The following is a 26,509-nucleotide window of genomic DNA, read 5'->3' on the forward strand; positions in this document are numbered from 1 at the left end:
TGCTGCGGGGAAGTGCAGCAGGCTCGCACGGCTGGGAGTCGGGACCCGAGGACTCAGAAGAGTCCGGGAATCACCTCCTCCGCCGTCTCCGCGAAGGCCGCCTCCTGCTCGGCGAGGTACGTCTGCCACGCCGCCGCATCCCAGATCTCCACCCGGCTGCCTGCGCCGATGACCGTGAGGTCGCGGCCGAGGCCCGCATACGCGCGAAGCGTCGCGGGGATGGTCACCCGATGCTGCTTGTCGGGGGTCTCCGCGGATGCCCCCGAGAGGAAGACGCGCATGTAGTCGCGCGCCTGCTTGCTCGTCACCGGGGCCTGGCGGATCTTGTCGCTCATGCTCTCGAATTCCCGCGCGCTGAACACGTAGATGCAGCGCTCCTGACCTCGTGTGAGCACGAGGCCGTTCGACAGCTCCTCCCGGAACTTCGCCGGAAGAATGACGCGACCCTTCTCATCGAGCTTGGGCTCGTAGCTTCCGAGGAACATCGCGTCACCCCCACTCCTCCGGCCAGGAACCAGGCGTGACCCCACTTTACTCCACTGTCCTCCACCACTCAATGACATTGCCGCGTTTCGGCGCGTCGTACCTCAGTGGAAGCCCGGATTCTCAGGCTTCTCGAAGGGTGGAGGGAAGTGGATGGCTCGGGAAGACGTGTGGCGCCCGGGGAGCACGAAAAACGGGCCGATCAGATGATCGGCCCGTCAGGCGGAGTGGTTCAGTCGGGGTGGAGCGTCAGTCGCGGCCCTCCTGGCGGCGATCCCATCGTTCGTTGAGGCGGTCCATGAAACCGCCACGAGCGGGCGCGCTCGGCCGCGCGGCGCCCGTCTGCGTCGGGCCGGCGAACGGCGACGCGGCGGTCGCCGTGCGCTTGGACGGCGTGATGGCCACGAGGACCCCGACGAACATGAGCGCGAAGCCGAGGACGCCGACGATGAGCAGCTGGGAGGCGACCCCGCCGATGAGGGCACCGGCTCCGGCCACGGCGAGCAGCACGCCGATCACGATCGCCCGGTAATTGGGACGACCACGGCCCGAACCTCCGACGGTCGCGACGAAGTCGGCGTCGTTCTTGTAGAGGTTCCGCTCCATCTCTTCGAGAAGGCGCTGCTCTTGCTCCGAAAGCGGCATCTCATTCCCCTCGTGTTCGGAACCGACGCTTCGTAGCGTCCATTCTAGTCTCCCGCGCCGTCGCTAGGCTAGGACGATGGTCCCGGCTCCCCGACTCGTCGAACTGGTCAACGAACGCCTCGAGGAGTTCCTCGCCGATCGCGCTTCCATTCTCCGCTCCATCGCGGTCGACCTCGACCCGCTGTCCGGATTCTCGGAGCGCTTTCTCAGCGGCGGCAAGCGCTTCCGCGCACGGTTCTGCCATCTCGGCTGGGAGGCGGTCCGCGGACGCGGCGACGGGAGCGCCGACGCGGGCGACGAGGCGGGCCTGGCCGCCGTCGTGTCGGCCTCGGCCGCCCTCGAGGTGTTCCACGCCGCGGCGCTCGTGCACGACGACCTGATCGACCACTCCGACACGCGTCGGGGCGCGCCGTCGGCCCATCGCGTGTTCGAGGGCCAGCACCGCGATTCGGGCTGGTCGGGCGACTCTGCCGACTACGGGCGCGGCACCGCGATCCTCCTGGGCGACCTGCTCCTCGGCTGGAGCGACGAACTCCTCGACGAGGGGCTCGCCGGCCTCGGCTCGTTCGCAGCCGTGCGGGCGGCGCGGCTGGAGTTCAACCGGATGCGCACCGAGGTGACCGCCGGCCAGTACCTCGACATCCTCGAGGAGCGCGCCTGGCACGCGCGGGCCGAGACCGAGCAGCGCGCCCGGGCCGAGCGCGTGGTGGTCTACAAGTCGGCGAAGTACTCGATCGAGGCGCCCCTCGCGATCGGCGGAGCCATCGCCGGAGCATCGCGCGGCGACCTCGAGGCGCTGCGGGCGTTCGGGCTGCCGCTCGGGGTGGCGTTCCAGCTGCGCGACGACCTCCTCGGCGTCTACGGCGACCCCGGCGTCACCGGCAAGCCCGCGGGCGACGACCTCCGCGAGGGCAAGCGCACGGTCCTCGTGGCGATCGCGCGCGAGCGGATGGATCCGGCCGATCGACGCCGCCTCGACGACCTGCTGGGCGACCCCGACCTGACCGAGGCCCAGGTGGCCGACCTGCAGGGCGCCATCCGCGACGCCGGGGCGGTCGACGCCGTCGAGCGGTTGATCGACGAGAACACCGCGCAGGCTATGGCGGCGCTCGACGCCGCCGACCTCCAGCCGGATGCCGCGGCCGGACTGGCCGAACTCGCCGATGCGGTGACCCGGCGGGTCAGCTGACGACGAGCCGCGGACGAGGCGTCGGGGCTCAGGCGAGCGCCTGCGCCACCCGGCGGACCTCCGACTTCCGGCCCGCGCGCAGCGCCGCGATCGGCGTGGTGCCCAGGCTGTCCTCCTCGCCGAGCAGCCACTCGAGCGCCTCGGCGTCGCTGAAGCCGGCGTCGGCGAGGACGATCGCCGTGCCATGGAGCTCCGGCAGCGGCACGTCGTCGCGGAGGAAGTCGGCCGGCACCTTCAGCACGCCGTCGATCTTCGTCGCCAGGAGGTAGCGCTCGTCGATGAGGCGTCGGATCCGGCTCGGGGTCTGGCCGAGGCGCTCGACGAGTTCGGGGATGGTCAGCCAGTCGGTCTGGTCGGCATCGGTCACGCATCCAGCCTGCCACGACGGACCGGGCCGACGGAACCGCCCTCGCCGGGCCCGGGCGACGCGCGCGGATGAGTTTGACTCGCTCCGGGCCGCGTGAGACGGTGACGGCGTCCGCCTGGGAGCGGAGGGGGAACATGACGCAGCATCCGGGGGCCGCACCGACGGGTGACGACGCGCACGTGCCGGCGATCCGGCCGCGCACCGTCCGTCGCCTGCTGACCGTCCCCATCGCGCTCGCGAGCGCCGTCGCCGTGACGCTCGGCTTCGCGCACCCGGCGGAGGCGACCTCCCAGACGGTGAAGCGGTCGCCGAAGGCCAAGGCGCAGCGCTCCGCGCCCACCGCCGCGCCGCAGGTGCGCACTGCGACCGACGTGCCCGCCGAGGTCACCGTCGGCGACGGGGACACCGTCAGCGGGATCGCCGCGCGATACGGACTGTCGACCGCCGAGGTGCTCGCCAAGAACGGGCTGAGCTGGTCGAGCCTGATCTTCCCCGGCCAGCGCCTGGCGCTGCCCGCCGGCGGGCCGCAGCGGACCGCCGAGCGGCCCGACATCGCGCGACACGTGGTGGCGCCCGGCGACACCATCGGGCGGATCGCGGCCGAGCACGGCCTCGCGGTCGACGACGTGCTGCGGGCGAACGGGTTGAACCGCGCGAGCCTCATCTTCCCGGGGCAGTCGATCGTCCTCCCCCGTGCCGACGCTCCGGACGGCGGCTCGTCGGCCCCCGCGAGCACGACCGTCACGCACGAGGTCGTCGCCGGCGACACGCCCATCGGCATCGCCGTCAGCCACGGCATCACGCTCGCGCGGCTCCTCGAGCTCAACGACCTCGACCGCGACGCCGTGATCCACCCGGGCCAGCGACTCGTGGTCCGCCGGGCCGAGCCCGTCGAGGCCACGGCCGCCGCGTCGACGGACGTCCCCCTGGACCCCGACATGCGGGCGAACGCCCGGATCATCGTCGAGGTGGGACGGCGGCTCGGCGTGCCCGACCGCGGCATCGTCATCGCCCTCGCCGCGGCCGCCCAGGAGTCCGGCCTCAGGAACCTCCGCCACGGCGACCGCGACTCGATGGGCCTGTTCCAGCAGCGGCCCAGCCAGGGCTGGGGCACTCCCGAGGAGGTGCTGGACCCGGTCCGGGCCGCGCGCGCCTTCTACGGCGGACCGACCTCGCCGACGGCGGGGATCGCGCCCGGCCTGCTGGACATCGACGGCTGGTCCTCGATGCCCGTGACGGAGGCCGCGCAGGCGGTCCAGCGGAGCGCCCACCCGCACCACTACGCCAAATGGGAGGCGACGGCGCGGCGCTGGCTGGACGAGCTCGGCTGAGCCCTCGGCATCCGTCATCACGATGCCGTTGCGATCCTGAGGCTCCCCGGCGTTTGTTCGGCTCGCGGCATACGCGAATTCGTACACTCGTACGGTGACCACCGCGCCGCCCGCCGACCCGATGATCGGCCGTCTCGTCGACGGCCGGTATCAGGTGCGCTCGCGGATCGCCCGCGGGGGCATGGCGACGGTGTACCTCGCGACCGACCTCCGCCTCGAGCGCCGCGTCGCGATCAAGATCATGCACGGCCACCTGGCCGACGACAACACGTTCAAGACCCGGTTCGTGCAGGAGGCGCGGTCGGCCGCGCGGCTCGCGCATCCGAACGTCGTGAACGTCTTCGACCAGGGCCAGGACGCCGACATGGCCTACCTGGTCATGGAGTACCTGCCGGGCATCACCCTCCGCGACCTGCTGAAGGACTACACGCGGCTGACCCCCGAGCAGACCGTCGACATCCTCGATGCCGTGCTCTCGGGCCTCGCCGCCGCCCACAAGGCCGGCATCGTCCACCGCGACCTCAAGCCCGAGAACGTGCTGCTCGCCGACGACGGCCGCATCAAGCTCGGCGACTTCGGGCTCGCGCGCGCGGCGAGTGCCAACACGGCGACCGGCCAGGCCCTGCTCGGCACCATCGCCTACCTCTCCCCCGAGCTCGTGACGCGCGGCGTGGCCGATGCGCGCAGCGACATCTACGCGCTCGGCATCATGACCTACGAGATGCTCACGGGCGAGCAGCCCTACGTCGGCGAGGCGCCGATGCAGATCGCCTACCAGCACGCGAACGACTCCGTTCCGGCGCCGAGCACGCGCAATCCGTCGATCCCGCCCGAGCTCGACGAGCTCGTGCTCTGGGCGACCACCAGGGACCCCGACCAGCGGCCGGCCGACGCCCGGGCGATGCTCGAGCGCCTGCGCGAGATGGAACCGCACCTCCGCCCGTCGCAGCCCGCGGTGGCGGCCGGCGACACCATGGTCATCGCGGCCGGCGATCACCTGCCCACCGCCGAGACGCGCGTGCTCGGCGGCGGCGCGCTCGCGGTGGCCGAGACGGATGCCGCGGAGCCCGACGACGACGCGGCCGTCCTCACCCGCACGACCGACCGCCGGCGCCGCCGCGGCTACTGGCTGCTCGCGCTCGTGCTCGTGCTCGCCGGACTCGCCGGTGGAACCGGCTGGTACTTCGGGGCCGGACCGGGCTCGCTCGCCGTGGTGCCCGACACGGTCAACCTGATGCCCGACAGCGCCACCCAGGTGCTCCAGGAGGCGGGTTTCGAGGTCGAGCTCGCCGAGCGAAACGATCCCGTCGTGCCGCCTGGTCAGGTCTCGGGAACCGACCCGGAGGCCGGCGCCCAAGCGCGGCGCGGCTCGACCGTGCAGCTGTTCGTCTCGATCGGGCCGCAGTTCCTCGACGTCCCGGCGGTCATCGGACTGCCCGAGGCCGATGCCCGGGCGCAGCTCGGCGAGTTCTTCACCGTCGCCGACGAGGCTGCGCTCCAGTTCTCCGGCGAGGTCGAGGCCGGCCTCGTCATCGCGGTGCTCGACGCCGACGGTGCGGCGGTGCCGGCGACCTACCCGGAACGCGGTGCGCTCTCGCTCGTCGTGTCCGCCGGCCCCGTGCCGCCCGTCGAGGGGCTCGCCGTCGGCGACGCGCAGGCCAGGCTCGAGGGCGCGGGCCTCCGGGTCGAGTTCGCCGACCCGGCCTTCGACGACAACGTCCCCGTCGACGTGGTCATCACGGCGGACTGGCTCGACGACCCGATGAACCCGGGCGACACCGTGCGGCTCACGGTGTCGAAGGGGCCGGACCTCGTCGAGGTGCCGAACGTCGTGACCGGCCAGACGGTGGCGCAGGCGCGCACCCAGCTCGAGGAGCTGGGCTTCGCGGTCACGTCGAACGTCCCGCAGTTCCTCGAGGGCGCGGTCGTCGCCTCCGTGCAGAGCCCGGCCGCCGGCGAACGCGTGAAGCGCGGCACCGAGATCACGGTCAACTTCCAGCCCTGACGACCCACCGACGCGCTCCCACGGGCCCCGCAGCTCCGGACGCCGACGGGCGGCCGCGGCATCCGTGGGACACCGCGACCGCCCGTCGAAGGTCGTCGGAGGCGCGCGCCGATCAGCGCGCGGCGAGCTCCTCGGCCACGAGGAATGCCAGCTCGAGCGACTGCATGTGGTTCAGTCGCGGGTCGCACAGCGACTCGTAGCGGGTCGCGAGGGTCTCTTCATCGATGTGCTCGGAACCGCCGAGGCACTCGGTGACATCGTCGCCCGTGAGCTCGACGTGGATGCCGCCCGGGTGCGTGCCCGCCGCCCGGTGCGCCTCGAAGAAGCCCTTGACCTCGTCCACGACGTCGTCGAAGCGACGCGTCTTGTAGCCGGTCGGCGTGGTGATGCCGTTGCCGTGCATGGGGTCGGTGACCCAGAGCGGATTGGCATCGCTGCGCTTGATCGCCTCGAGCAGGGGCGGCAGCGCGTCGCGGATCTTCCCGGCGCCCATGCGCGTGATGAACGTGAGCCGGCCCGGCTCGCGGTGCGGGTCGAGCCTCTCGACGAGCTCCATCATGACCTCGGGCGTCGTCGTCGGTCCGAGCTTCACGCCGATCGGGTTGCGCACGCGGGACAGGAAGTCCACGTGCGCGCCGTCGAGTTCGCGGGTGCGCTCGCCGATCCAGATGAAGTGCGCCGAGGTGTTGTACGGCGTGCCGGTCCGGGAGTCGATCCGCGTCATGGGCCGCTCGTAGTCCATGAGCAGGCCCTCGTGGCCGGTGTAGAACTCGGTGCGCTTGAGCTCGTCGAAGTCGGCGCCGCACGCGTCCATGAACTTCACCGCGCGGTCGATCTCGCGCGCGAGCTTCTCGTAGCGGACGTTGGCCGGGTTGGCGGCGAAGCCCTGGTTCCACGCGTGGACCTGGCGGAGGTCGGCGAACCCGCCCTGGGTGAAGGCCCGGATGAGGTTCAGCGTGGACGCGGCCATGTGGTAGCCCTGCAGCAGCCGCGAGGGGTCGGCCGCCCGCGACTCGGGGGTGAAGTCGTAGCCGTTGACGATGTCGCCGCGGTACGCGGGCAGCGTGATGTCGCCGCGCGTCTCGGTGTCGCTCGAACGCGGCTTGGCGAACTGCCCGGCCATGCGGCCCATCTTCACGACCGGCATGGAGGCGCCGTAGGTGAGCACGACCGCCATCTGGAGCACGGTCTTGACGCGGTTCCGGATCTGGTCGGCCGTCGCACCCGCGAAGGTCTCCGCGCAGTCGCCGCCCTGGAGGAGGAACGCCTCGCCGCGCGACGCGGACGCGAGCCGATCGCGCAGCATGTCGACCTCGCCGGCGAAGACGAGCGGGGGCAGCGCCGCGAGTTCAGCGGATGCCGCGTGCGCCGCCTCCGGGTCGGGCCAAGCGGGCTGCTGCTTGATCGGCAGCGTGCGCCAATAGTCGAGGCCCGCGATCACGGAGGGATCTGCGTTCACGATGGGCTCGACGAGCTGTACCACTTTGGTGTCCTGGAGGGTTGGGCGCGCGGGGCGCGGGGAGGGAACGGAAACCGGCGCCGGGTCGCGACGCCGTCTCGCCAGCCTACCGCGACTGCGTGGCGCGTTGCTCCCGGACCGAACTCGCGTACACGTCCACGTACTCCTGGTCGCTCAGGGCGCGGAGGTCGTAGACGAGTTCGTCGGTCACGGAGCGCAACACGAAGCGGTCGCCCTCCATTCCCTCGAAGCGACTGAAGTCGAGCGCCTCGCCGAAGACGATGCCGACGCGGCGCACCTTGGGCACTCGGGTCCCGATCGGCATGACCTCCGCGGTGCCGATCATGGCGACGGGCACGACCGGGACGCCGGCCTCGAGCACCATGCGGGCGACGCCGGTGCGTCCGCGGTAAAGGCGGCCGTCGGGGCTGCGGGTGCCCTCGGGGTAGATCCCGAGGATCCGCCCCTCGCCCAGCACGCGGAGGCCGGTGTTGAGCGACGCCTCGGAGGCCTTCCCGCCGGAACGATCGATCGGCAGCTGGTTCGCCGCCTGGAAGAACAGTCGGGTCGCCCAGCCCTTCAGGCCCTTGCCGGTGAAGTACTCGCTCTTCGCGAGGAACACCACGGGGCGGTCGACCACGAGCGGGAGGAAGATCGAGTCGATGAACGAGAGGTGGTTCGAGGCGAGGATCACCGGACCCTGCTTCGGGACGTGCTCGAGGCCGACCACCCACGGGCGGAACACGGCGAGGAGGATCGGCCCGATCACGATGTGCTTCATGATCCAGTAGAACACCGGTCTCCTCCGTCCGTCGCTCCCGCCAGCACAGCCTATCCCCGGGTCAGGCGTGTTCCTCGACCCACAGGCGCGCGAGGTCGGCCGCGCCGACGACGCCGGCGTCGTTGACGAGTTCGGCGATGACGAAGTCCGGCTCCGGGTGGTACCCGCGAGCGGGCAGGTGCTCGAGGAACGCCTCGCGAACGGGCGCCAGCAGGAGCTCCCCCGCCACGGCGACGCCCCCGCCGAAGACGAAGCGCTGGGGGTCGAGCACCGCCGAGAGGCTCGCGGACGCCTCGCCCAGCCACCGGCCCAGCTGCCGGAGCGCTGCGAGGGCGCCCGGGTCCTGCTCGGCGATGAGCCCGCCCACGATGGCGCCGTCGAGCGCGCCGTGCTCGTCGCGAGCCCGCGCGAGCGCCTGGCCGATGCCGCCCGCGTCGGCGATCTCGTTGGCCATGCGCATCAGCGCGCGTCCCGACCCGTACTGCTCGAGGCATCCGTGCTGGCCGCAGCCGCAGGCGATGCCGCCCGGGACGACACGGAGGTGGCCGAGCTCGGCGCCCGCACCGAACCCGCCCCGGAAGAGCCGGTCGCCGGCGACGATCGCACCGCCGACGCCGGTGCCGATGGTGAGCATGACCATGTCGCTCACCATCCGACCGGCGCCGAAGCGGAACTCGGCCCATCCGGCCGCGTTCGCGTCGTTCTCGACGATCACGGTCGTGCCGACGCGGGCCTCGAGCTTCTCGCGGAAGGGCTCGTTGCGCCAGTCGATGTTCGGCGCGTAGTACACCGTCGACTGCGCCGCATCGATGAAGCCCGCCGCAGCCACGCCGACCGCGCCGATCGGCTCGCCCTCGGACAGGCTCCGGATCATGCCGACCACGGCATCCTCGAGCGCGACCGAGTCGCCGGCGGGCGTGGGGACGCGCTCACTGCGCACGATGGCGCCGAGTTCGTCGACGACTGCCCCGGCGATCTTGGTGCCGCCGATGTCGATGCCGATCGCGTGCACGTGCGACTGCCTTTCGGAGGGGGGCGGGGAAGCGGAACCGCAGCGGACGCACCGCGCAGCACCGACTAGAGTGTAGTCAACCCCAATGCCGAGGTTCGCGCGGCCCCGAAGCGTGTGCGACCTCCCGGTGCCGAAGGAGCTACCGTGACCGAATTCGCCACAGCACCGTTGGTCCCCGCGGACCCGGACGCGAACACCACCGACCTGCTCGTCGACCGCCTCAAGGCGACGCCCGACTCCGTGCTGTTCTCCCTGCCGACCGCCGACGGCGGTTGGTCCCCGGTCACGACCCGGGAGTTCCACGACCAGGTCGTCCGGCTGGCCAAGGGCCTCGTCGCCGCGGGCATCCAGCCCGGCGACAAGATCGGCCTCATGTGCAAGACGCGCTACGAGTGGACCCTCATCGACTTCGCGGTGTGGTTCGCCGGAGCCGTGCTCGTGCCGATCTACGAGACGAGCTCGCCGTCGCAGGTCAAGTGGAACCTCGGCGACTCCGGCTCGATCGCCGTGATCGTCGAGACGGCCGACCACTTCGCCCGCTTCGACGAGGTGCACCCCGACCTCCCGGCGATCCGCAACGTCTGGCAGATCGACCTCGGCGACCTCGACAAGCTGGCCACCGCAGGCGCCGACGTGCCCGACGACGAGATCGAGCGCCGGCGCAACCTCGCGGTCGGTTCGGACATCGCGACGCTCATCTACACGTCCGGCTCCACCGGCCGTCCGAAGGGCTGCGTCCTCACGCACTCGAACTTCGTCGAGCTGTCGCGCAACTCGGCGGTGGCGCTGAAGGAGGTCGTGCTCGACCCCAACGGCGCATCGACGCTGCTGTTCATCACCACGGCGCACGTCTTCGCCCGCTTCATCTCGGTCCTGTGCGTGCACGCGGGCGTCCGCGTGGGACACCAGCCCGACACCAAGCAGCTGCTCCCGTCGCTCGGCAGCTTCAAGCCGACCTTCCTCCTCGCGGTGCCCCGCGTGTTCGAGAAGGTCTACAACGTGTCCGAGCAGAAGGCGGAGGCCGGCGGCAAGGGCAAGATCTTCCACGCGGCCGCCGAGACCGCGGTCGCGTACTCGACCGCCCAGGAGTCCGGCGGCAAGATCCCCCTCGGGCTCAAGCTGAAGTTCCGGCTGTTCGACCGGCTCGTCTTCTCCAAGCTCCGCGCCGCGATGGGCGGCAACGTCAAGTACGCCGTCTCCGGCTCCGCTCCCCTCGGTCCGCGCCTCGGCCACTTCTACCACGCGCTCGGCATCACGATCCTCGAGGGCTACGGCCTCACCGAGACCACGGCGCCGGCCACGGTGAACCTCGTCACCAAGTCGAAGATCGGAACGGTCGGACCGGCCCTGCCCGGCGTGGCCGTCCGCGTCGCCGACGACGGCGAGATCGAGGTCAAGGGCATCAACGTGTTCAAGGAGTACTGGAAGAACCCGGAGGCGACGGCCGACGTGTTCGACGGCGACTGGTTCAAGACCGGCGACATCGGCACCTTCGACTCCGACGGGTTCCTGACCATCACGGGCCGCAAGAAGGAGATCATCGTCACGGCGGGCGGGAAGAACGTCGCCCCGGCGGCGCTCGAGGACCCGATCCGCGCCAACCCGCTGGTCGGTCAGGTGGTGGTGGTCGGCGACAAGAAGCCGTTCATCTCGGCGCTCGTCACCCTCGACCCCGAGATGCTCCCCGTGTGGCTGAACACCCACGGCGAGGATGCCGGCATGAGCCTCGACGAGGCGACCAAGCACCCGGCGGTCCTCGCCGAGGTGCAGCGGGCCATCGACGCCGCGAACGAGACGGTCTCGCGGGCGGAGTCGATCCGCAAGTTCGTCATCCTCCCGCTCGAGTTCACCGAGGCCAGCGGCCACCTCACGCCCAAGATGAGCATCAAGCGCAACGTGATCCTCGAGGACTTCAGCGCGCAGATCGAGGGCATGTACACCGGCGCCCCCGCCACCGAGGGGCACTCGATCGTGCAGTGATCCGTCGGTCGCTCCGACCGGACGACGGGCCCCGCGGCATCCGCGGGGCCCGTCGTCGTCTCGGTGCGCGGGTCAGAACCAGTCGGACTCGCGTACGGCGCGCATCGCCGCCCGGCGCTCGTCCTTCTCGAGCCGATCGAGGTAGAGCAGGCCGTCCAGGTGGTCGACCTCGTGCTGCAGCGCCTGCGCCATCAGGCCTTCGCCGGCGAGCTCGATCTCGTTGCCGTCCAGGTCGATGCCCTGCACCCGTGCGAACGGATGCCGCGGGGTCTTGTGCCACAGTCCGGGCACGGACAGGCAGCCCTCGTCGACGAGTTCGGGTTCGCCCGACACCTCGACGACGCGCGGATTGATGATGTACCCGACCTCGCCGTCGACGTTGTAGCTGAACACGCGCAGGTTCACGCCGATCTGCGGCGCGGCGACCCCCGCGCGCCCGGGCAGCCGGACGCTGTCGACGAGGTCGTCGACGAGGGCGCGCACGCGATCGTCGATCTGCTCGACGGGTGCTGAGACGGTCTTCAGGACGGGATCGCCGAACAGGCGAATGGGACGTTCCGGCAATGGTGCTCCGAGATCAGTGCCCGCGGTCGGCGGGCAGGCCTTCCACCACGAGGGCGGCGAGTTCGCGGGCCGCGTGCTGGGTCACCGGGCGCAGGTCGCGCCAGTGCACCACGGAGCCCGCCGCGAGCTGGGGATCGTACGGGATCCGCACGATCTCGCGCACGCGCGACTGGAAGTGGGCTTCGATCTCGTCGACCTTGACGAGATGCGTGCCCTGGGTGGCGAGGTTGATCGCGACGACCGCGTTCCTCACCAGTTCGTCGTAGCCGTTCGCCTCGAGCCACGTCAGGGTCTCGCTCGCGAGCCGGGCCTCGTCGACGCTGCCGCCCGACACCACGACGATGGCGTCCGCCCGCTCGAGGGTGGCGCGCATCACCGAGTGGACGATGCCCGTCCCGCAGTCGGTGAGCACGAGCGAGTAGTAGCGGGCGGCGAGGTCGGCGACGACCGAGTAGTCGTCGGCGTCGAACGCCTCGGCGAGGTTCGGGTCGGTGTCCGACGCGAGGATGTCGAGCCGGGTCTCGTCGCGGGACACGAACTGCGAGAACTCCGTGTAGCCCGTGATGGATGCCGCCCGTGCGACGACATCACGCACCGTCTCGCGGGTCTGGCGGTCGACGCGCTCCGCGAGCGTGCCGCGGTCCGGGTTCGCGTCGATGGCGATGATCCGATCGTCGCGCGCATCCGCCAGCGCCATGCCGAGGAGCGTCGTCACGGTGGTCTTCCCGACGCCGCCCTTGCGCGTGAGCACCGGGACGAATCGCGCACCGCCCTCGAAGCGGCGCTGGATCCGCTCGGTCATCGCACGGTGGGCGCGGACCTTCGCGGAGTCGCCGAGGTTCACGAGGTGGAACGTGGCGTCGTACAGGAACCGGTTGAACCCGCCCTGCGGCGCCGGCCGCATGGTCCTGGTCGCGTCGATCAGCCGATCGGCGGTGAGGGCGTCCGCGGACTCCGGCCCGCCGGCGGGCACGAGTTCCGTCGCGGCATCCGTGACGATGGCGACGTGGGCACCGGTGTCGGTGGCGACCCGCTCGCGGCGGAGCCTCGACGCGTCGGCCGCGAGGAGCGCGCCGTACGGCGACGCGTTCCGACCGCGCCCGCCCGGAGCGATCGCGGGATCGCGCAGCTCGATCGAAACGGTCCCGGCGGAGCCCGAGAGGTCCCCGGGGTCGACGGCGACGTCGTCGATGGCGACGGCGACCTCGTCATCGGGCATCCGCGGAGGCGGCGGGGGCGGGAGGTCGACCCGGACGTCGACGGGTTCGCCCGCCTCGCCCGCGGCGTCGGCGCCGGACCGCCGTCGACCGGCGGAACGCGAACCCGGCCGACGCTCGGCTGACCTGCTCTCGTCGGGTTCAGCCACCGATACCCCTCCTCGTCAGTGCGGAACGCTCACCAGTGCGGGACGCAGTCAGCCTACCGCCGGGCGGACGACGACCAGCAGATCACCCGCCTCGACCTGCTGGGTCTTCGGGATCGCGACCCGCTCGACCACGCCGGCGATGGGCGAGGTGATCGCCGCTTCCATCTTCATGGCCTCGATCGAGGCGACCGCCTGACCGGCGGCGACCTCGGCTCCGGCCTCGATCTGGAGCGTGACGACGCCCGAGAACGGCGCGGCGACGTGCCCCGGCTGCGACTGGTCGGCCTTCTCCGCGGCGCGCGCCTCGACCGTGATGCTGCGATCGCGGACGAACACCGGGCGCAGCTGCCCGTTCAGGATCGTCATGACGGTCCGCATGCCCTTGTCATCGGCCTCGCCGATGGCCTCGAGGCCGGCGTACAGACGGACGCCCTTCGCGATCTCGACCACGTGCTCCGCACCCGGTCGGAGGCCGTAGAGGTAGTCGGCCGTGTCGACGACCGAGAGGTCGCCGAACAGCTCGCGGATCTGCTCGAACTGACGGGTCGGCGCCGGGAAGAGGAGCGAGTTCAGGAGCTCCTGGCGCTCGCGCCCCGGCGACTCGAGACCCCGGCGCTGCGCGTGCGTCAGCTCCGTGACGCCGACGCGCACGTCCCGGCCGGCGAGCACCTTGCTGCGGAAGGGCTCCGGCCACCCGCCGGGCAGGTCGCCCAGCTCACCGGCCATGAAGCCGATGACCGAGTCGGGCACGTCGTACTTCTCGGGGTTCGCCTCGAAGTCGGCGGGGTCGGCCTTCACCGCAGCCAGGTGCAGGGCGAGGTCGCCGACGACCTTCGACGACGGCGTCACCTTCGGGACGCGGCCGAGGATCTTGTTCGCCGCGGCGTACATGTCCTCGATGAGCTCGAAGTCGTCGGCGAGGCCGAGGGCGATCGCCTGCTGCCGCAGGTTCGAGAGCTGGCCGCCGGGGATCTCGTGGTGGTAGACCCGACCCGTGGGCCCCGGGAGGCCCGACTCGAACGGGCGGTACAGGCGGCGCACGGCCTCCCAGTAGGGCTCGAGGTCCGAGACGGCCTCGAGCGAGATGCCCGTGTCGCGCTCGGTGTGGGCGAGCGCGGCGACGAGCGAGGACGCCGAGGGCTGGCTCGTGGTCCCGGCCATCGGGGCGCTCGCGACGTCGACCGCGTCGACACCGGCGCGGCTGGCGGCCAGGAGCGTGGCCAGCTGCCCGCCGGCGGTGTCGTGGGTGTGCAGGTGTACGGGCAGGTCGAACCGCTCGCGCAGCGCGGCGACGAGCTTCTCGGCCGCCGCCGGACGCAGGAGCCCCGCCATGTCCTTGATCGCGAGGATGTGCGCGCCGGCCGAGACGATGTCGTCGGCGAGGCGCAGGTAGTAGTCGAGCGTGTAGAGGTCCTCCGCCGGGTCGAGCAGGTCACCGGTGTAGCAGACCGCGACCTCGGCGACCGAGTTGCCCGTCGCGAGCACCGCGTCGATCGCCGGCCGCATCTGCGAGACGTCGTTCAGCGCGTCGAAGATGCGGAAGATGTCGACGCCGGTCGAGGCCGCCTCCTGCACGAAGGCGTCGGTCACCTCGGTCGGATACGGCGTGTAGCCCACCGTGTTGCGCCCGCGCAGGAGCATCTGGATGTTCAGGTTGGGCAGCGCCTCGCGGAGGGTGGCGAGCCGCTCCCACGGGTCCTCGCCGAGGAAGCGGAGCGCGACGTCGTACGTCGCGCCGCCCCACGCCTCGACCGAGAGCAGTTCGGGCGTCATCCGGGCGACGTACGGGGCGACCGCCGCGAGGTCGCGCGTGCGGACGCGCGTCGCGAGGAGCGACTGGTGGGCGTCGCGGAACGTCGTCTCGGTGACCGCCAACGGAGTCTGGGCCCGCAGCGCCGCCGCGAACCCGGCCGGTCCGAGCTCGAGGAGGCGCTGCCGCGAGCCGCTCGGCGCGGGTCGTCCGAGGTCGAGCTCGGGGAGCTTGTCGACCGGCGCGACCGTCGTCGGTGCGGGACCGTTCGGCTGGTTGACCGTGACATCCGCGAGCCAGTTGAGGATCTTGGTGCCGCGGTCCTTGGAGACCCGCCCGCGCATGAGCTGCGGGCGCTCGTCGATGAACGAGGTGCTGAGGTCGCCCGACATGAACTGCGCATCCTCCAGCACGGCCTGGAGGAACGGGATGTTGGTCGAGACGCCGCGGATGCGGAATTCGGCGAGGGCGCGCTTGGTGCGCGTGACCGCCTGCTGGTAGTCGCGGCCGCGGCAGATGAGCTTCGCGAGCATCGAGTCGAAGTGCGGGCTGATCTGCGCACCGGGGTTCACCGTGCCGCCGTCGAGGCGGATGCCGGCACCGCCCGGCGACCGATAGGTCGTGATCTTGCCCGTGTCCGGGCGGAAGTTCGCCGTCGGGTCCTCGGTGGTGATGCGGCACTGGATCGCCGCACCGCGCAGGTGGATGCGGTCCTGCGTCAGCCCGAGGTCGGCGAGCCGCTCCCCCGCGGCGATGCGCATCTGGGCGACGACGAGGTCGACGTCGGTGACCTCCTCGGTGACGGTGTGCTCGACCTGGATGCGCGGGTTCATCTCGATGAAGACGTGCTGGCCGGCGCGCTCGCCCGCCGTGTCGAGCAGGAACTCGACCGTGCCCGCGTTGACGTACCCGATGGACTTCGCGAACGCCACCGCGTCGCGGTAGAGGGACTGCCGGATCTCGTCCGTGAGGTTCGGCGCGGGCGCGATCTCGACCACCTTCTGGTGGCGGCGCTGCACCGAGCAGTCGCGCTCGAAGAGGTGCACGGTCTCGCCCGCGGCATCCGCCAGCACCTGCACCTCGATGTGGCGGGGCCGCAGCACGGCCTGCTCGAGGAACATCGTCGGGTCGCCGAACGCGCTGTCGGCCTCGCGCATGGCCTCCTCGAGCGCCCGGCGCAGGTCCTCGCGCTTGTCGACGCGACGCATGCCGCGTCCACCGCCGCCGGCGACGGCCTTGGCGAAGATCGGGAACCCGATCTCGTCGGCCTGCGCGAGCAGGGCGTCGACGTCGCGCGACGGCTCGGTCGACTTCAGGACCGGCACGCCCGCGGCGATCGCCTGCTCCTTCGCCGTGACCTTGTTGCCCGCCATCTCGAGCACTCGGGTGGGCGGACCGATGAAGGTGATGCCCGCGTCGGCCGCGGCCTGTGCGAGCTCGGGGTTCTCGGAGAGGAACCCGTAGCCGGGGTAGATCGCGTCGGCGCCCGACTCCTTGGCCACCCGGATGATCTCGGACACGTCGAGGTAGGCGCGCACCGGGTGCCCCGGTTCGCCGATCTGGTACGCCTCGTCCGCCTTCAGGCGGTGCAGCGAGTTGCGGTCCTCATACGGGAAGACGGCGACGGTCTTCGCACCGAGCTCGACGGCGGCTCGGAACGCCCGGATGGCGATCTCACCGCGATTGGCGACCAGGATCTTCTCGAACATGCAGGCCTTTCCGGGTGGGGGTTCTCCGCACAGCGAACATTTAGGTATCGCCGTGCGAGTAACGGTAACGTATTCGCTCGTGCACGTTCTCTCGGTCAGTTCCCTGAAGGGCGGCGTCGGAAAGACGACCGTCACGCTCGGGCTGGCCTCCGCGGCCTTCGCTCGCGGGGTGCGCACGCTGGTCGTCGACCTCGACCCGCAGTCCGACGTCTCGACCGGCATGGACATCCAGGTCGCCGGCCACCTGAACGTCGCCGACGTGCTCGCCTCCCCCAAGGAGAAGATCGTCCGTTCGGCGATCGCGCCGAGCGGCTGGGCCCGGTCCAACCCGCAGTCCACGATCGACGTCATGATCGGCAGCCCGTCGGCCATCAACTACGACGGGCCGCACCCGTCGATCCGCGACATCTGGAAGCTCGAGGAGGCGCTCGCGAACGTCGAGGCCGACTACGAGCTCGTCCTCATCGACTGCGCTCCGTCGCTGAACGCCCTGACGCGCACCGCGTGGGCGGCCAGCGACCGCGTCGCCGTCGTCACCGAGCCCGGGCTGTTCTCCGTCGCCGCGGCCGATCGGGCCCTGCGCGCGATCGAGGAGATCCGCCGCGGCCTCTCCCCCCGACTGCAGCCGCTCGGCATCATCGTCAACCGCGCCCGCGTGCAGTCGCTCGAGCACCAGTTCCGCATCAAGGAACTCCGTGACATGTTCGGTCCGCTCGTGCTCTCGCCGCAGCTGCCCGAGCGCACGTCGCTCCAGCAGGCGCAGGGTGCGGCGAAGCCGCTCCACATGTGGCCGGGCGAGAGCGCCGAGGAGATGTCGCACCACTTCGACCAGCTGCTCGAGCGCGTGCTCCGCACCGCCCGCATCGGCGAGTTCGGCGCCGCCCAGCCGCAGCGGCTCGAGATCGACTCGGCCTCGCGCTGACCGTCGGGTCGCCACCCGCGTCCGGCCGTGACGGCGGCCGTCGCGGTGCATTCGATGACGGATGGCGCCGCGGCGCGGCATCCGTCGGCTGATGACGCCGGGTTACGAAATCTTGCGCGCCGCGCGGCTGCGCCGAGCAGCGAGCTCGTCGACTTGGTCGGCCGACTGGGTGTCGAGTTCGACGAGCGTGGACTCGACCTCGCGCAGGACCTTGCCGACCGCGATGCCGAACACGCCCTGTCCGCGGTTGACGAGGTCGATGACCTCGTCGTCGGAGGTGCACAGGTAGACGCTCGCGCCATCGCTCATGAGCGTGGTCTGCGCCAGGTCGTCGATGCCGGCCTCACGCAGCTGGGTCACGGCGATGCGGATCTGCTGGAGCGAGATGCCCGTGTCGAGCAGGCGCTTCACGAGCTTCAGCACGAGGATGTCGCGGAAGCCGTAGAGCCGCTGGGAGCCGGAGCCCGCCGCGCCGCGGACCGTCGGCTCCACCAGCTGGGTCCTCGCCCAGTAGTCGAGCTGGCGGTAGCTGATGCCCGCGGCCCGAGCGGCGACCGCGCCGCGATACCCCGTGCCGTCGTCGTGCTCCGGCAGGCCGTCGGTGAAGAGCAGGCCGAGGTCGTAGCGTGCGCGTTCGCTCCGATCGAGCTCGGTCATCCCATCGCCCCTCACTGTCGTCGGCGCCGCAGCGGCGCGGATTCCACGCTACCCACGGCGGGCATCGGAGTCGAGGACATCGGGCCGAACGTCACGGCGTGTCGTGGTCAGTCCGACGAACGGCCGAGCGACTGCCGCAGGACGCTCGCGTGGACGGACGCCAGGTGGCCGGCCAGCTCGCCCGCGCGCTCGTCGTTGCGAGCCCGACCGGCCGCATCGCGGCGACGCTCCGGCGCGATCGCCCGATCGATCAGTGCGGCCTGGCGTTCCGCCGCCCCTCGGAGTCCGCGGAGGTGCCGCGGCTCGATGCCCACGCCGCCGAGGGCGACGAGCGAGCGGAGCAGCTGGAGCGCCTCCTCGCCGTAGACGTCGGCGGGACGGATGAGCGAGGACGCGATCGCCTCGTCGAGCAGCTTCGGCGTCGCGCCGGCCGCCTGCACGAGTTCGCTGCGCGTGAACCGGTTCGCCGTCGCGCGCACGGTGGCACCGCTGGTGGCTCCGGGGAGCGCGGGCGTCTCGCCCCGGTCGACCGCCTCGAGGTGAGCCCGGATGACCTTCAGCGGAAGGTAGTGGTCGCGTTGCATCGACAGCACGACGCCGAGTCGCTCGATGTCGTCGGGCGAGAACTTGCGGTAGCCCGCGGCCGTGCGCGCGGGCGTGACGAGCCCCTGCTCCTCGAGGAAGCGCAGCTTGGACGGCGTCAGTTCCGGAAACTCCGGCTGGAGTTTCGCGAGGACCTGACCGATGCCGAACAGCGGCGGGGCGTGGACCTGACGCCGCGTCGCGGCGCCCTCGGTCACCCGGTGCCCGCCGGCGAGAGGTCGCGACGCGACGCGTAGAAGGTGAGCCGGTACTTGCCGATCTGGACCTCGGCGCCGTCACTGAGCAGCGCGGTCTCGATGCGGACGCCGTCGAAGTAGGTGCCGTTCAACGAGTTCAGGTCGCGGACCTCGAACGCGGTGCGGTGCCGGACGAATTCCGCGTGCTTGCGCGAGACGGTCACGTCGTCGAGGAAGATGTCGGCATCGGGGTGCCGGCCGACCGTCGTGACGTCGGTGTCGAGCAGGAATCGCGCGCCCGCGTTCGGTCCGCGACGGACGATCAGCAGCGCGGAGCCGGACGGCAGGGCGTTGATCGCCTCCTGCTCGGCCGCGCTGATGTCAGCGTCGAGCGCGCTCAACTGCGCGGCGGCCTCACGGCTGAACCCCATCGTCGTGTCGTTCGCGCCGTTGAACTCGTGCGCCGAGGTCGCGGTCGAGGGCTCCCGCTCCTCACCGTTCGCACCGGCCTGAGTCATGTCGGAATCCGCCACCACTAACCTCCCTGCTCCAGCGTATCGGATGCGGCGGGCCCGGATGCACGCGGGATCCGCACCACGCGCACGGTCTCGATCGCGTAGATGATCCCCGCCCACCAGTAGAGGAACGCGCCCCAGAGCGTCACCGACCAGCCGAGGGGTTCGCTCACCGGCTGGGCGGCGGGGAACGCGAGCCCCAACATGATGACCGGGACGCCGAAGAAGAGCGCGAAGGTCGCGGCCTTCCCGAGCTGGTGCACGGGCAGCGGGCCGAAGCCGTGATTGGCGAGGACGACGCCCAGCACCAGGAGCATCACGTCGCGCGCGACGATGACCACGACGATCCACCACGGCACGAGGCCGTTGGCGGCGAGCCCCACGAGTGCGGCGAAGATGTACAGCCGGTCGGCCGCGGGATCGAGCAGCTGACCCAGGCGCGTCACCTGGTCGAACCGTCGCGCGAGGTAGCCGTCCAGGAGATCGGAGAGGCTCGCCACGACGAGGACGACGAGCGCGGCCACGTAGGCGCCACGGACCACGAGGACGAGGAAGACGGGGACCAGGAGCAGCCGCAGCATCGAGAGGACGTTCGGTATCGTCCAGACCTGCGCCCCCACGCTCTGCCCCGCCACGTGTCGATCCTATCGATCGACGCCCGGTCGGACGCGTGCCCGCAACGCCGGCCACGCCTCGGCGAATCGCGGATGCAGCGGCAGGGCGTCGACGTCGTCGATCGGGGTCCAGCTCAGCGCGATGCTCTCGGGGTCCGTCATCCGCGGTTCGAATCGCTCGACGGCGTCGGCGACCACGGTGGTGTACGACCAGAATCCGAGGTCGAGTACGCTCTCGAACCGGTGGACGACGAGCTCCGGGGGCAGCCCCGCCTCCTCGGTCGTCTCGCGCACCGCCGCGTCGAACGCCGACTCGCCGAGGTGCCGCGCACCGCCCGGGATCCCCCACGTGCCGCCGAAGTGGCTCCATTCCGCGCGGTGCTGCAGCAGGACCGCGCCGTGCGGGTCGACGAGCAGGAGTCCCGCGGCGCCGAAGCGCCCCCAGTAGCGGGAGCCGTCGGGCCCGTGCACCCATCCGTCGCCGCTCTCGCCCGTCATCCCTCCAGCATGCCCCACGAGGACGGACCTGCGGCGGGCGCGCCGGTCCAACTTTCGGTTGTTCCACCCCCATCCGTCTCGCTGCTAGCTTCGATCCCACGATCCGCACGGGTCAGCGCACATCGCCCGCAGCGAGGAGGAGGCACGATGCCGCAGACGACCAGAACCGTCGAAGACGAGGTGGTGCTCCTCGACGAGTCGGGCACGCCGATCGGTCGGGCGCCGAAGAGCGCCGTGCACGGCCCGGACACCGCGCTCCACCTCGCGTTCTCCTGCCATGTGGTCAACCCCATCGGCGAGGTGCTCATCACGCGTCGGGCGATCGGCAAGCAGACCTGGCCGGGCGTGTGGACGAACTCGTTCTGCGGCCACCCGAAGCCGGCCGAGCCGCTGCTCCACGCGGTCCACCGCCGCGCCGACTTCGAGCTCGGGCTCGAGATCGGGTCGGTGGAGCTGGCGCTGCCGCTGTTCCGGTATCGGGCGACGGATGCCAGCGGGATCGTCGAGAACGAGGTGTGCCCCGTGTACGTGGCCACGACCGACGGCGAGCCCGACCCGAACCCGCGCGAGGTCGCGGAGTACCGCTGGGTGGACCCGCGTTCGCTCGCCACCGCGGTCCAGGCGGCGCCGTGGGCGTTCAGCCCGTGGCTGGTCCTCCAGGCACGGGAGCTGGAGCTGTTCCGTGCCTGAACTGCTCGACTCCGCGATCGACGAGGAACTCCGCACCTTCTTCACGGAGGCGCGGATCCGAGCCGGCGCGTACGGCGCCCACTACGCGGCGCTGTGGGAGTCGATCGAGCAGCAGAGCTCGGGCGGCAAGCGGGTGCGCCCGCGCCTGGTGTGGTCGGCCTACCGCGGATTCGGTGGAGCCGACCGGGCGATGGCGACCCGCGTGGCCCTCGCCTTCGAGCTGCTGCACACCGCGTTCCTCATCCACGACGACCTCATCGATCGCGACACCGTGCGGCGCGGCGCGCCCAACGTCGCGGGACGCTTCGCGGCCCGCGCGCTCGAGCACGGTGCCGACGAGCGCGCGAGCGCGGTGTGGGCCGAGACCGCCGCGGTCCTCGCGGGCGACCTCGCGCTCAGCCGTGCGCATCGCGAGATCGCGATGCTGCCGATCCCGGCCGAGCGCCGCGAGGCGCTCCTCGACATCCTGGATCGCGCCGTGTTCATCTCGGCCGCCGGTGAGCTGGCCGACGTCACCGGTTCGCTGCGCGGGACCACGCCGGCACTCGAGGCCGTGCTCTCGACGCTCGAGCAGAAGACCGCGGTCTACTCGTTCGAGGCGCCGCTCGCGGCCGGCGCGGTGCTGGCCGGCGCGGGCCCCGACATCGTCTCGGCCCTCTGCCGCTTCGGCCGGCTCGTCGGCGTGGCCTTCCAGATCACCGACGACGTGCTGGGCGTGTTCGGCGACCCGGCGATCACGGGCAAGTCCGCCTCGGCCGACCTCCGCGAGGGCAAGCGCACGGCGCTCATCGCGCACGCGGCGACCACGGCCGCCTGGCCTCGGATCGCCGAGCGGCTGGGCGACCCCGCGCTCGACGAGGATGCCGCAGCGGAGCTGCGCGCCGAGCTGCTCGAGTGCGGCGCTCGCGAGGCCGCGACGGCCCTGGCCGAGGAGCACGTGACGCTCGCCCGGTACGAGCTGGACTCGGCCGAGCTGCCCGCCGAACTGCGCGTCGAGCTGCACGAGTTCGCCCAGCGCGCCATGGAGCGGGTGCGATGAGCCGTCGCTCGATGCTGGGGCTGCTCGACCGGTACACGGATGCCGCGGAGGCCGGTTCGGCGACCGTGATCGCCCGCTACTCGACCTCGTTCGGTGCCGCGGCCAAGCTCCTCGACGCCGAGACCCGTCGCCGCATCCGCTCGGTGTACGCCCTCGTGCGGGTCGCCGATGAGATCGTCGACGGCGCGGCGGCCGAGGCCGGGCTCAGCCCGGACGAGCTCCACGAGGTCCTCGACGGGCTCGAGGCCGACACCGAGCGCGCCATGCGACTCGGCTACTCGGCGAACCTCGTGGTCCACGCCTTCGCCAAGGTGGCGAGAGAGACCGGGTTCGGCGTCGAGCTCACGCGGCCGTTCTTCGCGTCGATGCGCCGCGACCTCGATCCGGCGCCGTTCACGAGCGAGGAGATCGGTCCGTACATCCACGGCTCCGCCGAGGTGGTCGGCCTCATGTGCCTGGCCGCCTTCCTCGTCGACGAGCCCGCGGACGAGGCCCGCCGTGCGCGGCTCGAGCGCGGCGCGATCCACCTCGGTGCGGCGTTCCAGAAGATCAACTTCCTCCGGGACCTTGCGGTCGACTGGCGGACCCTCGGCCGGAACTACTTCCCCGGCGTCGATCCCGAGGCCTTCACCGAAGAGGACAAGACCGCGATCCTCGACGACATCGACCGCGACCTGGAGATCGCGAGGAGCGCGCTGCCCGAGCTGCCTCGCCGGGCGCGATCGGCGGTCGCGACCGCGCACGGGCTCTTCGCGAGCCTCACCGCACGCTGCCGGACGACCCCGGCATCCGAGATCATGGCGACGCGGATCCGCGTGCCCGACGGCGAGAAGCTCGCCATCGCGGTCCGCTCCGCACTGGGCACGGGAGGGAATCGACGATGATCGGCGCATCCGAACGCATCGTGGTGATCGGCGGAGGCATCGCCGGGCTCGCCACATCCGCGCTGCTGGCCCGGGACGGGCACCGCGTGACCCTGCTGGAGGCGCGCGACGAGATCGGCGGGCGGGCCGGCCGCTGGGAGCGGCACGGGTTCCGGTTCGACACCGGCCCCTCGTGGTACCTCATGCCGGAGGTGTTCGATCACTTCTTCCGCCTCTTCGGCACGAGTGCCGAGCAGGAGCTCGACCTGGTCCGCCTCGATCCGGGCTATCGCGTGTACGCGGAGGGCTTCGCCGATCCGGTCGACATCCGCCCGACGCGGGAAGAGAACGTCGCCCTGTTCGAGTCGATCGAGCCGGGCGCCGGCCGTGCGCTCGAGCGCTACCTCGACTCGGCCGAGTCGGCGTACGACATCGCCCGCCGCCGATTCCTCTACACGAACTTCGACGACCCCCGCGAGCTGCTCACGGGCGAGGTCCTGCGCCAGTCGGGCCGTCTGGCGAGGCTGCTCGCGACGCCGCTCGACCGGTTCGCCGCGCAGGCCGTGCGCGATCGGCGTCTGCAGCAGGTGCTCGGCTATCCGGCCGTGTTCCTCGGCTCCTCCCCGGATGCCACGCCGGCGATGTACCACCTCATGAGCCACATGGACCTGCAGCAGGGAGTCTTCTACCCGCAGGGCGGCTTCGCCGAGCTCATCGACCGGATCGCGGCGGTCGCGACCGCGGCCGGAGTCGACATCGTGACCGGCGCGCGGGTGGAGTCCATCGAGCTGTCCGGCGACGCCAAGCCGGCGGTCGCGGGCGCCCGTTTCCGCGACGCGTCGGGCCGCAGCGTCGTCGCCCCGGCCCACCGAGTGGTCTCGGCGGCGGACCTGCACCACACGGAGACCGAGCTGCTGCCGCGGCAGGCGCAGACCTACCCCGAGACCTGGTGGCGTCGACGGACCTCGGGTCCTGGAGCGGTGCTCGCCCTGCTCGGCATCCGCGGACAGGTGCCCGGCCTGGAGCACCACACGCTCTTCTTCACCGAGGACTGGAAGCGCAATTTCGGGGCGATCTTCGGCTCCGACCCGCACGTGCCCGATCCCGCGTCGTTCTACGTGTGCATGCCGAGCGCGACCGATCCCACGGTGGCACCCGAGGGCGACACGAACCTGTTCATCCTCATCCCGGTGCCCGCCGACGTCGCGATCGGCAACGGCGGACTCGACGGCGCCGGCGACCGGCTGGTCGAGGAGACCGCCGACCGCGCCATCGCGCGGATCGCCGAGGCGACCGGCGTCCACGACCTCGCGGAGCGCATCGTCGTCCGCCGCACCATCGGTCCGGCCGACTTCGCCGACGACCTGAACTCCTGGCAGGGCGGTGCGCTCGGACCCGCGCACACCCTCCGGCAGAGCGCGTTCCTGCGCGGCACGAACCAGTCCCGGCGGGTCGACGGGCTCTACTACGCGGGCGGCTCCTCGGTCCCCGGCATCGGGTTGCCGATGTGCCTCATCAGTGCCGAGAACGTCGTGAAGCGCGTGCGCGGCGACCGATCGGCCGGCCCGATCCCGGAGCCGAAGTCGTCCGATGCCGTGGGGGCCGCCGGTCCGGGCGCATCCCTCGCATGACGGCGTTCGCGTACCTCGGCGGCCTGCTCCTCGTCATCGGCTGCATGGCGCTCATCGACGCGCGCTGGCGCCTGGTGTTCTGGCGTGCGCCGATCGCGGCAGCCGTCACGATCGGCGTCGGCCTGGCCTTCTTCCTGCTGTGGGATGCGGCGGGCATCGTGCTCGGCGTGTTCTTCCGGGGCGAGTCGCAGATCGTCACGGGCATCGAACTCGCGCCCGAGCTGCCGCTCGAGGAGCCGGTCTTCCTCTTCTTCCTGTGCTACCTGACCCTGGTGCTGGTGCTGGGGGTCGAGCGGATGCTGCGGACGAGGGCACTCGGCCACGCGGCATCCGTGCCGGGCGACCGCGCGACGGGATCGGCCGGATGACCTACGCGCTCATGAGCCTCCCGTTCGTCGCGGCAGCGGTCCTGGCCGCGTGGGCCTGGCGCCCCCGGGACGCGGCGGCCGCACGCCGCCGACGGATCGCCATGCTCGTGGCCGCGGTCGCGCTGTTCGTGCTCACCGCGGTGTTCGACTCCCTCATCATCGGCACCGGCATCGTCGCGTACGATGACGGACAACGCTCGGGCCTGACGATCGGGCTCGCACCGATCGAGGACTTCCTGTACCCGCTCGCGGGCGTGCTGCTGCTGCCGGCGGTGTGGGGGCTCGCGGTGCGCCGCTGGCCCGGCAGGTCGCCACGGGCGGTGGCCGAGACGGCGGGCGACGGCACGGACGACACGGAGGAACGCGCATGACGGGTCCCGAGGCGTCGCGCACGGCACGGCGGACGCGCCACGCGGTCGGCCAGGTGCTCCTCTCATCGCGGCCGATCAGCTGGGTCAACACGGCCTTCCCGTTCGCCGCCGCCTACCTCCTCACGACCGGCGAGGTCGATGCGCTGCTGGTGGTCGGCACGCTGTTCTTCCTCATCCCGTACAACCTCCTGATGTACGGCGTGAACGACGTCTTCGACTACGAATCCGACCTCCGCAACCCGCGCAAGGGCGGGGCCGAAGGAGCGCTGCTCGATCCCGGCCTGCATCGCGCCGTGGTGTGGGCGGGGGTCGTCACGGCCGCACCGCTCGTGGCGGCCATGCTGTGGCTGGCGGGCACGTCGCATCCGTCGTCGTGGGTGGTGCTCGCGATCAGCCTCTTCGCCGTCTTCGCCTACTCGGTGCCGGGCCTGCGGTTCAAGGAACGGCCCCTCCTGGACTCGGTCACGTCGAGCACCCACTTCGTGAGTCCCGCCGTGTACGGCCTCGCGGTCGCCGGTGCGGAGTTCACGTGGCCGCTGGTGGCGCTCCTCACGGCGTTCTTCCTCTGGGGCATCGCGAGCCACGCCTTCGGCGCCGTGCAGGACGTGATCCCGGATCGCGAGGCGGGCATCGCCTCGGTGGCGACGGCGTTCGGCGCGGCGGCCACCGTGCGGATGGCGCTGGCCTTCTGGACGGCGGCCGGGCTGCTCATGCTGGCGACGGAGTGGCCCGGGCCGCTCGCCGCGCTGCTGGTCCTGCCGTACCTGCGGGCGGCGTGGCCGTATCGTTCGGTGACGGATGCCGCATCCGGCGAGTCGAACCGCGGCTGGCGCCGGTTCATCCTCATCAACTACGCCGTCGGGTTCGCGGTGACGCTGCTCATGATCTGGTGGGCGCTCGTGCGCTGACCGCCTGCGGAAG

The 26,509-nt window shown here is 71.6% G+C and carries 26 protein-coding genes; 12 read left to right on the plus strand and 14 right to left on the minus strand.

Annotated features, from left to right (window positions below; translation table 11 throughout):
* Nucleotides 1-53 precede the first annotated feature (53 nt).
* Nucleotides 54-485: a division/cell wall cluster transcriptional repressor MraZ gene (gene mraZ, locus M1L56_RS08805; protein WP_067945325.1), complete on the minus strand. Its 432-nt coding sequence runs from the start codon at nt 483-485 to the stop codon at nt 54-56.
* Nucleotides 486-732: 247 nt separating this feature from the next.
* A complete protein-coding gene (locus tag M1L56_RS08810; protein WP_067945323.1) occupies nt 733-1,128 on the minus strand; it encodes a DUF3040 domain-containing protein in 396 nt (131 codons plus the stop codon).
* A gap of 76 nt (nt 1,129-1,204) precedes the next feature.
* Here M1L56_RS08810 and M1L56_RS08815 point away from each other — a divergent pair, with 76 nt between their 5' ends.
* Complete coding sequence (locus M1L56_RS08815; RefSeq protein WP_248598928.1) at nt 1,205-2,317, plus strand: polyprenyl synthetase family protein; 1,113 nt, start codon at nt 1,205-1,207, stop codon at nt 2,315-2,317.
* A gap of 28 nt (nt 2,318-2,345) precedes the next feature.
* Here M1L56_RS08815 and M1L56_RS08820 read toward each other — a convergent pair whose 3' ends face one another.
* Nucleotides 2,346-2,684, minus strand: a complete 339-nt coding sequence (locus M1L56_RS08820; RefSeq protein WP_248598929.1) for an Rv2175c family DNA-binding protein — start codon at nt 2,682-2,684, stop codon at nt 2,346-2,348.
* Nucleotides 2,685-2,818: 134 nt separating this feature from the next.
* Between M1L56_RS08820 and M1L56_RS08825 the strand changes: the two genes are divergently transcribed.
* Nucleotides 2,819-4,015 (plus strand): LysM peptidoglycan-binding domain-containing protein, encoded by a 1,197-nt coding sequence (locus tag M1L56_RS08825; protein ID WP_248598930.1) that lies wholly within the window; start codon nt 2,819-2,821, stop codon nt 4,013-4,015.
* A gap of 121 nt (nt 4,016-4,136) precedes the next feature.
* On the plus strand, nt 4,137-6,020 hold the full coding sequence (gene pknB, locus M1L56_RS08830) for a Stk1 family PASTA domain-containing Ser/Thr kinase (RefSeq protein WP_248598974.1): 1,884 nt from the start codon (nt 4,137-4,139) through the stop codon (nt 6,018-6,020).
* Between the two features lie 112 nt (nt 6,021-6,132).
* On the opposite strand, the gene M1L56_RS08835 is transcribed toward pknB, so the two are convergent.
* The 3 genes from M1L56_RS08835 to M1L56_RS08845 all read right to left on the minus strand — a co-directional run bounded on the left by M1L56_RS08835 (nt 6,133) and on the right by M1L56_RS08845 (nt 9,272).
* The gene (locus tag M1L56_RS08835; RefSeq protein WP_248598975.1) at nt 6,133-7,461 is read right to left on the minus strand and encodes a class II 3-deoxy-7-phosphoheptulonate synthase; all 1,329 of its coding nucleotides are present in this window, start codon (nt 7,459-7,461) and stop codon (nt 6,133-6,135) included.
* 124 nt (nt 7,462-7,585) lie between these two features.
* A complete protein-coding gene (locus M1L56_RS08840; protein ID WP_067945313.1) occupies nt 7,586-8,275 on the minus strand; it encodes a 1-acyl-sn-glycerol-3-phosphate acyltransferase in 690 nt (229 codons plus the stop codon).
* Between the two features lie 46 nt (nt 8,276-8,321).
* Nucleotides 8,322-9,272 (minus strand): ROK family glucokinase, encoded by a 951-nt coding sequence (locus M1L56_RS08845; RefSeq protein ID WP_248598931.1) that lies wholly within the window; start codon nt 9,270-9,272, stop codon nt 8,322-8,324.
* Nucleotides 9,273-9,416: 144 nt separating this feature from the next.
* On the opposite strand from M1L56_RS08845, the gene M1L56_RS08850 reads away from it, so the two are divergent.
* The gene (locus M1L56_RS08850) at nt 9,417-11,252 is read left to right on the plus strand and encodes a long-chain fatty acid--CoA ligase (protein ID WP_067945309.1); all 1,836 of its coding nucleotides are present in this window, start codon (nt 9,417-9,419) and stop codon (nt 11,250-11,252) included.
* A 72-nt stretch (nt 11,253-11,324) separates the two neighbouring features.
* Here M1L56_RS08850 and def read toward each other — a convergent pair whose 3' ends face one another.
* From def to M1L56_RS08865, 3 genes are read right to left on the minus strand one after another with little or no spacing between them, the layout of a single operon-like run.
* Nucleotides 11,325-11,816 carry a peptide deformylase gene (gene def, locus M1L56_RS08855; RefSeq protein ID WP_067945307.1) on the minus strand — a complete coding sequence of 164 codons (492 nt, stop codon included), beginning with the start codon at nt 11,814-11,816 and terminating at the stop codon, nt 11,325-11,327.
* Between the two features lie 13 nt (nt 11,817-11,829).
* A complete protein-coding gene (locus M1L56_RS08860; RefSeq protein ID WP_067945305.1) occupies nt 11,830-13,182 on the minus strand; it encodes a MinD/ParA family protein in 1,353 nt (450 codons plus the stop codon).
* Nucleotides 13,183-13,230: 48 nt separating this feature from the next.
* Complete coding sequence (locus M1L56_RS08865) at nt 13,231-16,641, minus strand: pyruvate carboxylase (RefSeq protein WP_248598932.1); 3,411 nt, start codon at nt 16,639-16,641, stop codon at nt 13,231-13,233.
* A gap of 79 nt (nt 16,642-16,720) precedes the next feature.
* On the opposite strand from M1L56_RS08865, the gene M1L56_RS08870 reads away from it, so the two are divergent.
* Nucleotides 16,721-17,563 (plus strand): ParA family protein, encoded by an 843-nt coding sequence (locus M1L56_RS08870; protein WP_248598933.1) that lies wholly within the window; start codon nt 16,721-16,723, stop codon nt 17,561-17,563.
* A 102-nt stretch (nt 17,564-17,665) separates the two neighbouring features.
* On the opposite strand, the gene M1L56_RS08875 is transcribed toward M1L56_RS08870, so the two are convergent.
* The 5 genes from M1L56_RS08875 to M1L56_RS08895 all read right to left on the minus strand — a co-directional run bounded on the left by M1L56_RS08875 (nt 17,666) and on the right by M1L56_RS08895 (nt 20,626).
* On the minus strand, nt 17,666-18,220 hold the full coding sequence (locus M1L56_RS08875; protein WP_248598934.1) for a MerR family transcriptional regulator: 555 nt from the start codon (nt 18,218-18,220) through the stop codon (nt 17,666-17,668).
* Nucleotides 18,221-18,327: 107 nt separating this feature from the next.
* A complete protein-coding gene (locus M1L56_RS08880; protein WP_067945297.1) occupies nt 18,328-19,020 on the minus strand; it encodes a MerR family transcriptional regulator in 693 nt (230 codons plus the stop codon).
* The gene (locus M1L56_RS08885; RefSeq protein ID WP_067945295.1) at nt 19,017-19,517 is read right to left on the minus strand and encodes an FHA domain-containing protein; all 501 of its coding nucleotides are present in this window, start codon (nt 19,515-19,517) and stop codon (nt 19,017-19,019) included. Before M1L56_RS08885 ends, M1L56_RS08880 begins: the two co-directional genes overlap by 4 nt.
* A gap of 17 nt (nt 19,518-19,534) precedes the next feature.
* Nucleotides 19,535-20,149: a CDP-alcohol phosphatidyltransferase family protein gene (locus tag M1L56_RS08890; RefSeq protein ID WP_082846890.1), complete on the minus strand. Its 615-nt coding sequence runs from the start codon at nt 20,147-20,149 to the stop codon at nt 19,535-19,537.
* Nucleotides 20,150-20,158: 9 nt separating this feature from the next.
* Entirely contained in the window at nt 20,159-20,626 is a 468-nt protein-coding gene (locus tag M1L56_RS08895; protein WP_067945293.1) for an NUDIX domain-containing protein, read from the minus strand.
* Between the two features lie 147 nt (nt 20,627-20,773).
* On the opposite strand from M1L56_RS08895, the gene idi reads away from it, so the two are divergent.
* The 7 genes from idi to M1L56_RS08930 are packed head-to-tail and all read left to right on the plus strand — an operon-like array spanning nt 20,774 to nt 26,496.
* Nucleotides 20,774-21,316 (plus strand): isopentenyl-diphosphate Delta-isomerase, encoded by a 543-nt coding sequence (idi, locus tag M1L56_RS08900; protein ID WP_067945291.1) that lies wholly within the window; start codon nt 20,774-20,776, stop codon nt 21,314-21,316.
* Nucleotides 21,309-22,355 carry a polyprenyl synthetase family protein gene (locus tag M1L56_RS08905; RefSeq protein ID WP_067945289.1) on the plus strand — a complete coding sequence of 349 codons (1,047 nt, stop codon included), beginning with the start codon at nt 21,309-21,311 and terminating at the stop codon, nt 22,353-22,355. Before idi ends, M1L56_RS08905 begins: the two co-directional genes overlap by 8 nt.
* Nucleotides 22,352-23,239: a squalene/phytoene synthase family protein gene (locus tag M1L56_RS08910; protein ID WP_067945287.1), complete on the plus strand. Its 888-nt coding sequence runs from the start codon at nt 22,352-22,354 to the stop codon at nt 23,237-23,239. Before M1L56_RS08905 ends, M1L56_RS08910 begins: the two co-directional genes overlap by 4 nt.
* Nucleotides 23,236-24,849, plus strand: a complete 1,614-nt coding sequence (gene crtI, locus M1L56_RS08915; RefSeq protein WP_248598935.1) for a phytoene desaturase family protein — start codon at nt 23,236-23,238, stop codon at nt 24,847-24,849. The genes M1L56_RS08910 and crtI overlap by 4 nt, the downstream gene beginning before the upstream one ends.
* Nucleotides 24,846-25,217 carry a lycopene cyclase domain-containing protein gene (locus M1L56_RS08920; protein ID WP_248598936.1) on the plus strand — a complete coding sequence of 124 codons (372 nt, stop codon included), beginning with the start codon at nt 24,846-24,848 and terminating at the stop codon, nt 25,215-25,217. Before crtI ends, M1L56_RS08920 begins: the two co-directional genes overlap by 4 nt.
* The gene (locus M1L56_RS08925) at nt 25,214-25,588 is read left to right on the plus strand and encodes a lycopene cyclase domain-containing protein (RefSeq protein ID WP_248598937.1); all 375 of its coding nucleotides are present in this window, start codon (nt 25,214-25,216) and stop codon (nt 25,586-25,588) included. Before M1L56_RS08920 ends, M1L56_RS08925 begins: the two co-directional genes overlap by 4 nt.
* Nucleotides 25,585-26,496, plus strand: coding sequence for a prenyltransferase (locus M1L56_RS08930; protein ID WP_248598938.1), 912 nt, complete (start codon nt 25,585-25,587; stop codon nt 26,494-26,496). The genes M1L56_RS08925 and M1L56_RS08930 overlap by 4 nt, the downstream gene beginning before the upstream one ends.
* The last annotated feature ends 13 nt before the right edge of the window (nt 26,497-26,509 follow it).

It is taken from the genome of Agromyces sp. C10 (assembly GCF_023217995.1).
GTDB classification, from domain to species: domain Bacteria; phylum Actinomycetota; class Actinomycetes; order Actinomycetales; family Microbacteriaceae; genus Agromyces; species Agromyces indicus.

Excerpts from the sequence above, each read along its gene's own strand:
- mraZ (WP_067945325.1), bottom strand. The coding sequence starts at position 485 with ATGTTCCTCGGAAGCTACGAGCCCAAGCTCGATGAGAAGGGTCGCGTC.
- M1L56_RS08810 (WP_067945323.1), bottom strand. The coding sequence starts at position 1,128 with ATGCCGCTTTCGGAGCAAGAGCAGCGCCTTCTCGAAGAGATGGAGCGG.
- M1L56_RS08815 (WP_248598928.1), top strand. The coding sequence starts at position 1,205 with ATGGTCCCGGCTCCCCGACTCGTCGAACTGGTCAACGAACGCCTCGAG.
- M1L56_RS08825 (WP_248598930.1), top strand. The coding sequence starts at position 2,819 with ATGACGCAGCATCCGGGGGCCGCACCGACGGGTGACGACGCGCACGTG.
- pknB (WP_248598974.1), top strand. The coding sequence starts at position 4,137 with ATGATCGGCCGTCTCGTCGACGGCCGGTATCAGGTGCGCTCGCGGATC.
- M1L56_RS08865 (WP_248598932.1), bottom strand. The coding sequence starts at position 16,641 with ATGTTCGAGAAGATCCTGGTCGCCAATCGCGGTGAGATCGCCATCCGG.
- M1L56_RS08875 (WP_248598934.1), bottom strand. The coding sequence starts at position 18,220 with ATGACCGAGCTCGATCGGAGCGAACGCGCACGCTACGACCTCGGCCTG.
- M1L56_RS08885 (WP_067945295.1), bottom strand. The coding sequence starts at position 19,517 with ATGACTCAGGCCGGTGCGAACGGTGAGGAGCGGGAGCCCTCGACCGCG.
- M1L56_RS08895 (WP_067945293.1), bottom strand. The coding sequence starts at position 20,626 with ATGACGGGCGAGAGCGGCGACGGATGGGTGCACGGGCCCGACGGCTCC.
- idi (WP_067945291.1), top strand. The coding sequence starts at position 20,774 with ATGCCGCAGACGACCAGAACCGTCGAAGACGAGGTGGTGCTCCTCGAC.
- M1L56_RS08910 (WP_067945287.1), top strand. The coding sequence starts at position 22,352 with ATGAGCCGTCGCTCGATGCTGGGGCTGCTCGACCGGTACACGGATGCC.
- crtI (WP_248598935.1), top strand. The coding sequence starts at position 23,236 with ATGATCGGCGCATCCGAACGCATCGTGGTGATCGGCGGAGGCATCGCC.
- M1L56_RS08920 (WP_248598936.1), top strand. The coding sequence starts at position 24,846 with ATGACGGCGTTCGCGTACCTCGGCGGCCTGCTCCTCGTCATCGGCTGC.
- M1L56_RS08925 (WP_248598937.1), top strand. The coding sequence starts at position 25,214 with ATGACCTACGCGCTCATGAGCCTCCCGTTCGTCGCGGCAGCGGTCCTG.
- M1L56_RS08930 (WP_248598938.1), top strand. The coding sequence starts at position 25,585 with ATGACGGGTCCCGAGGCGTCGCGCACGGCACGGCGGACGCGCCACGCG.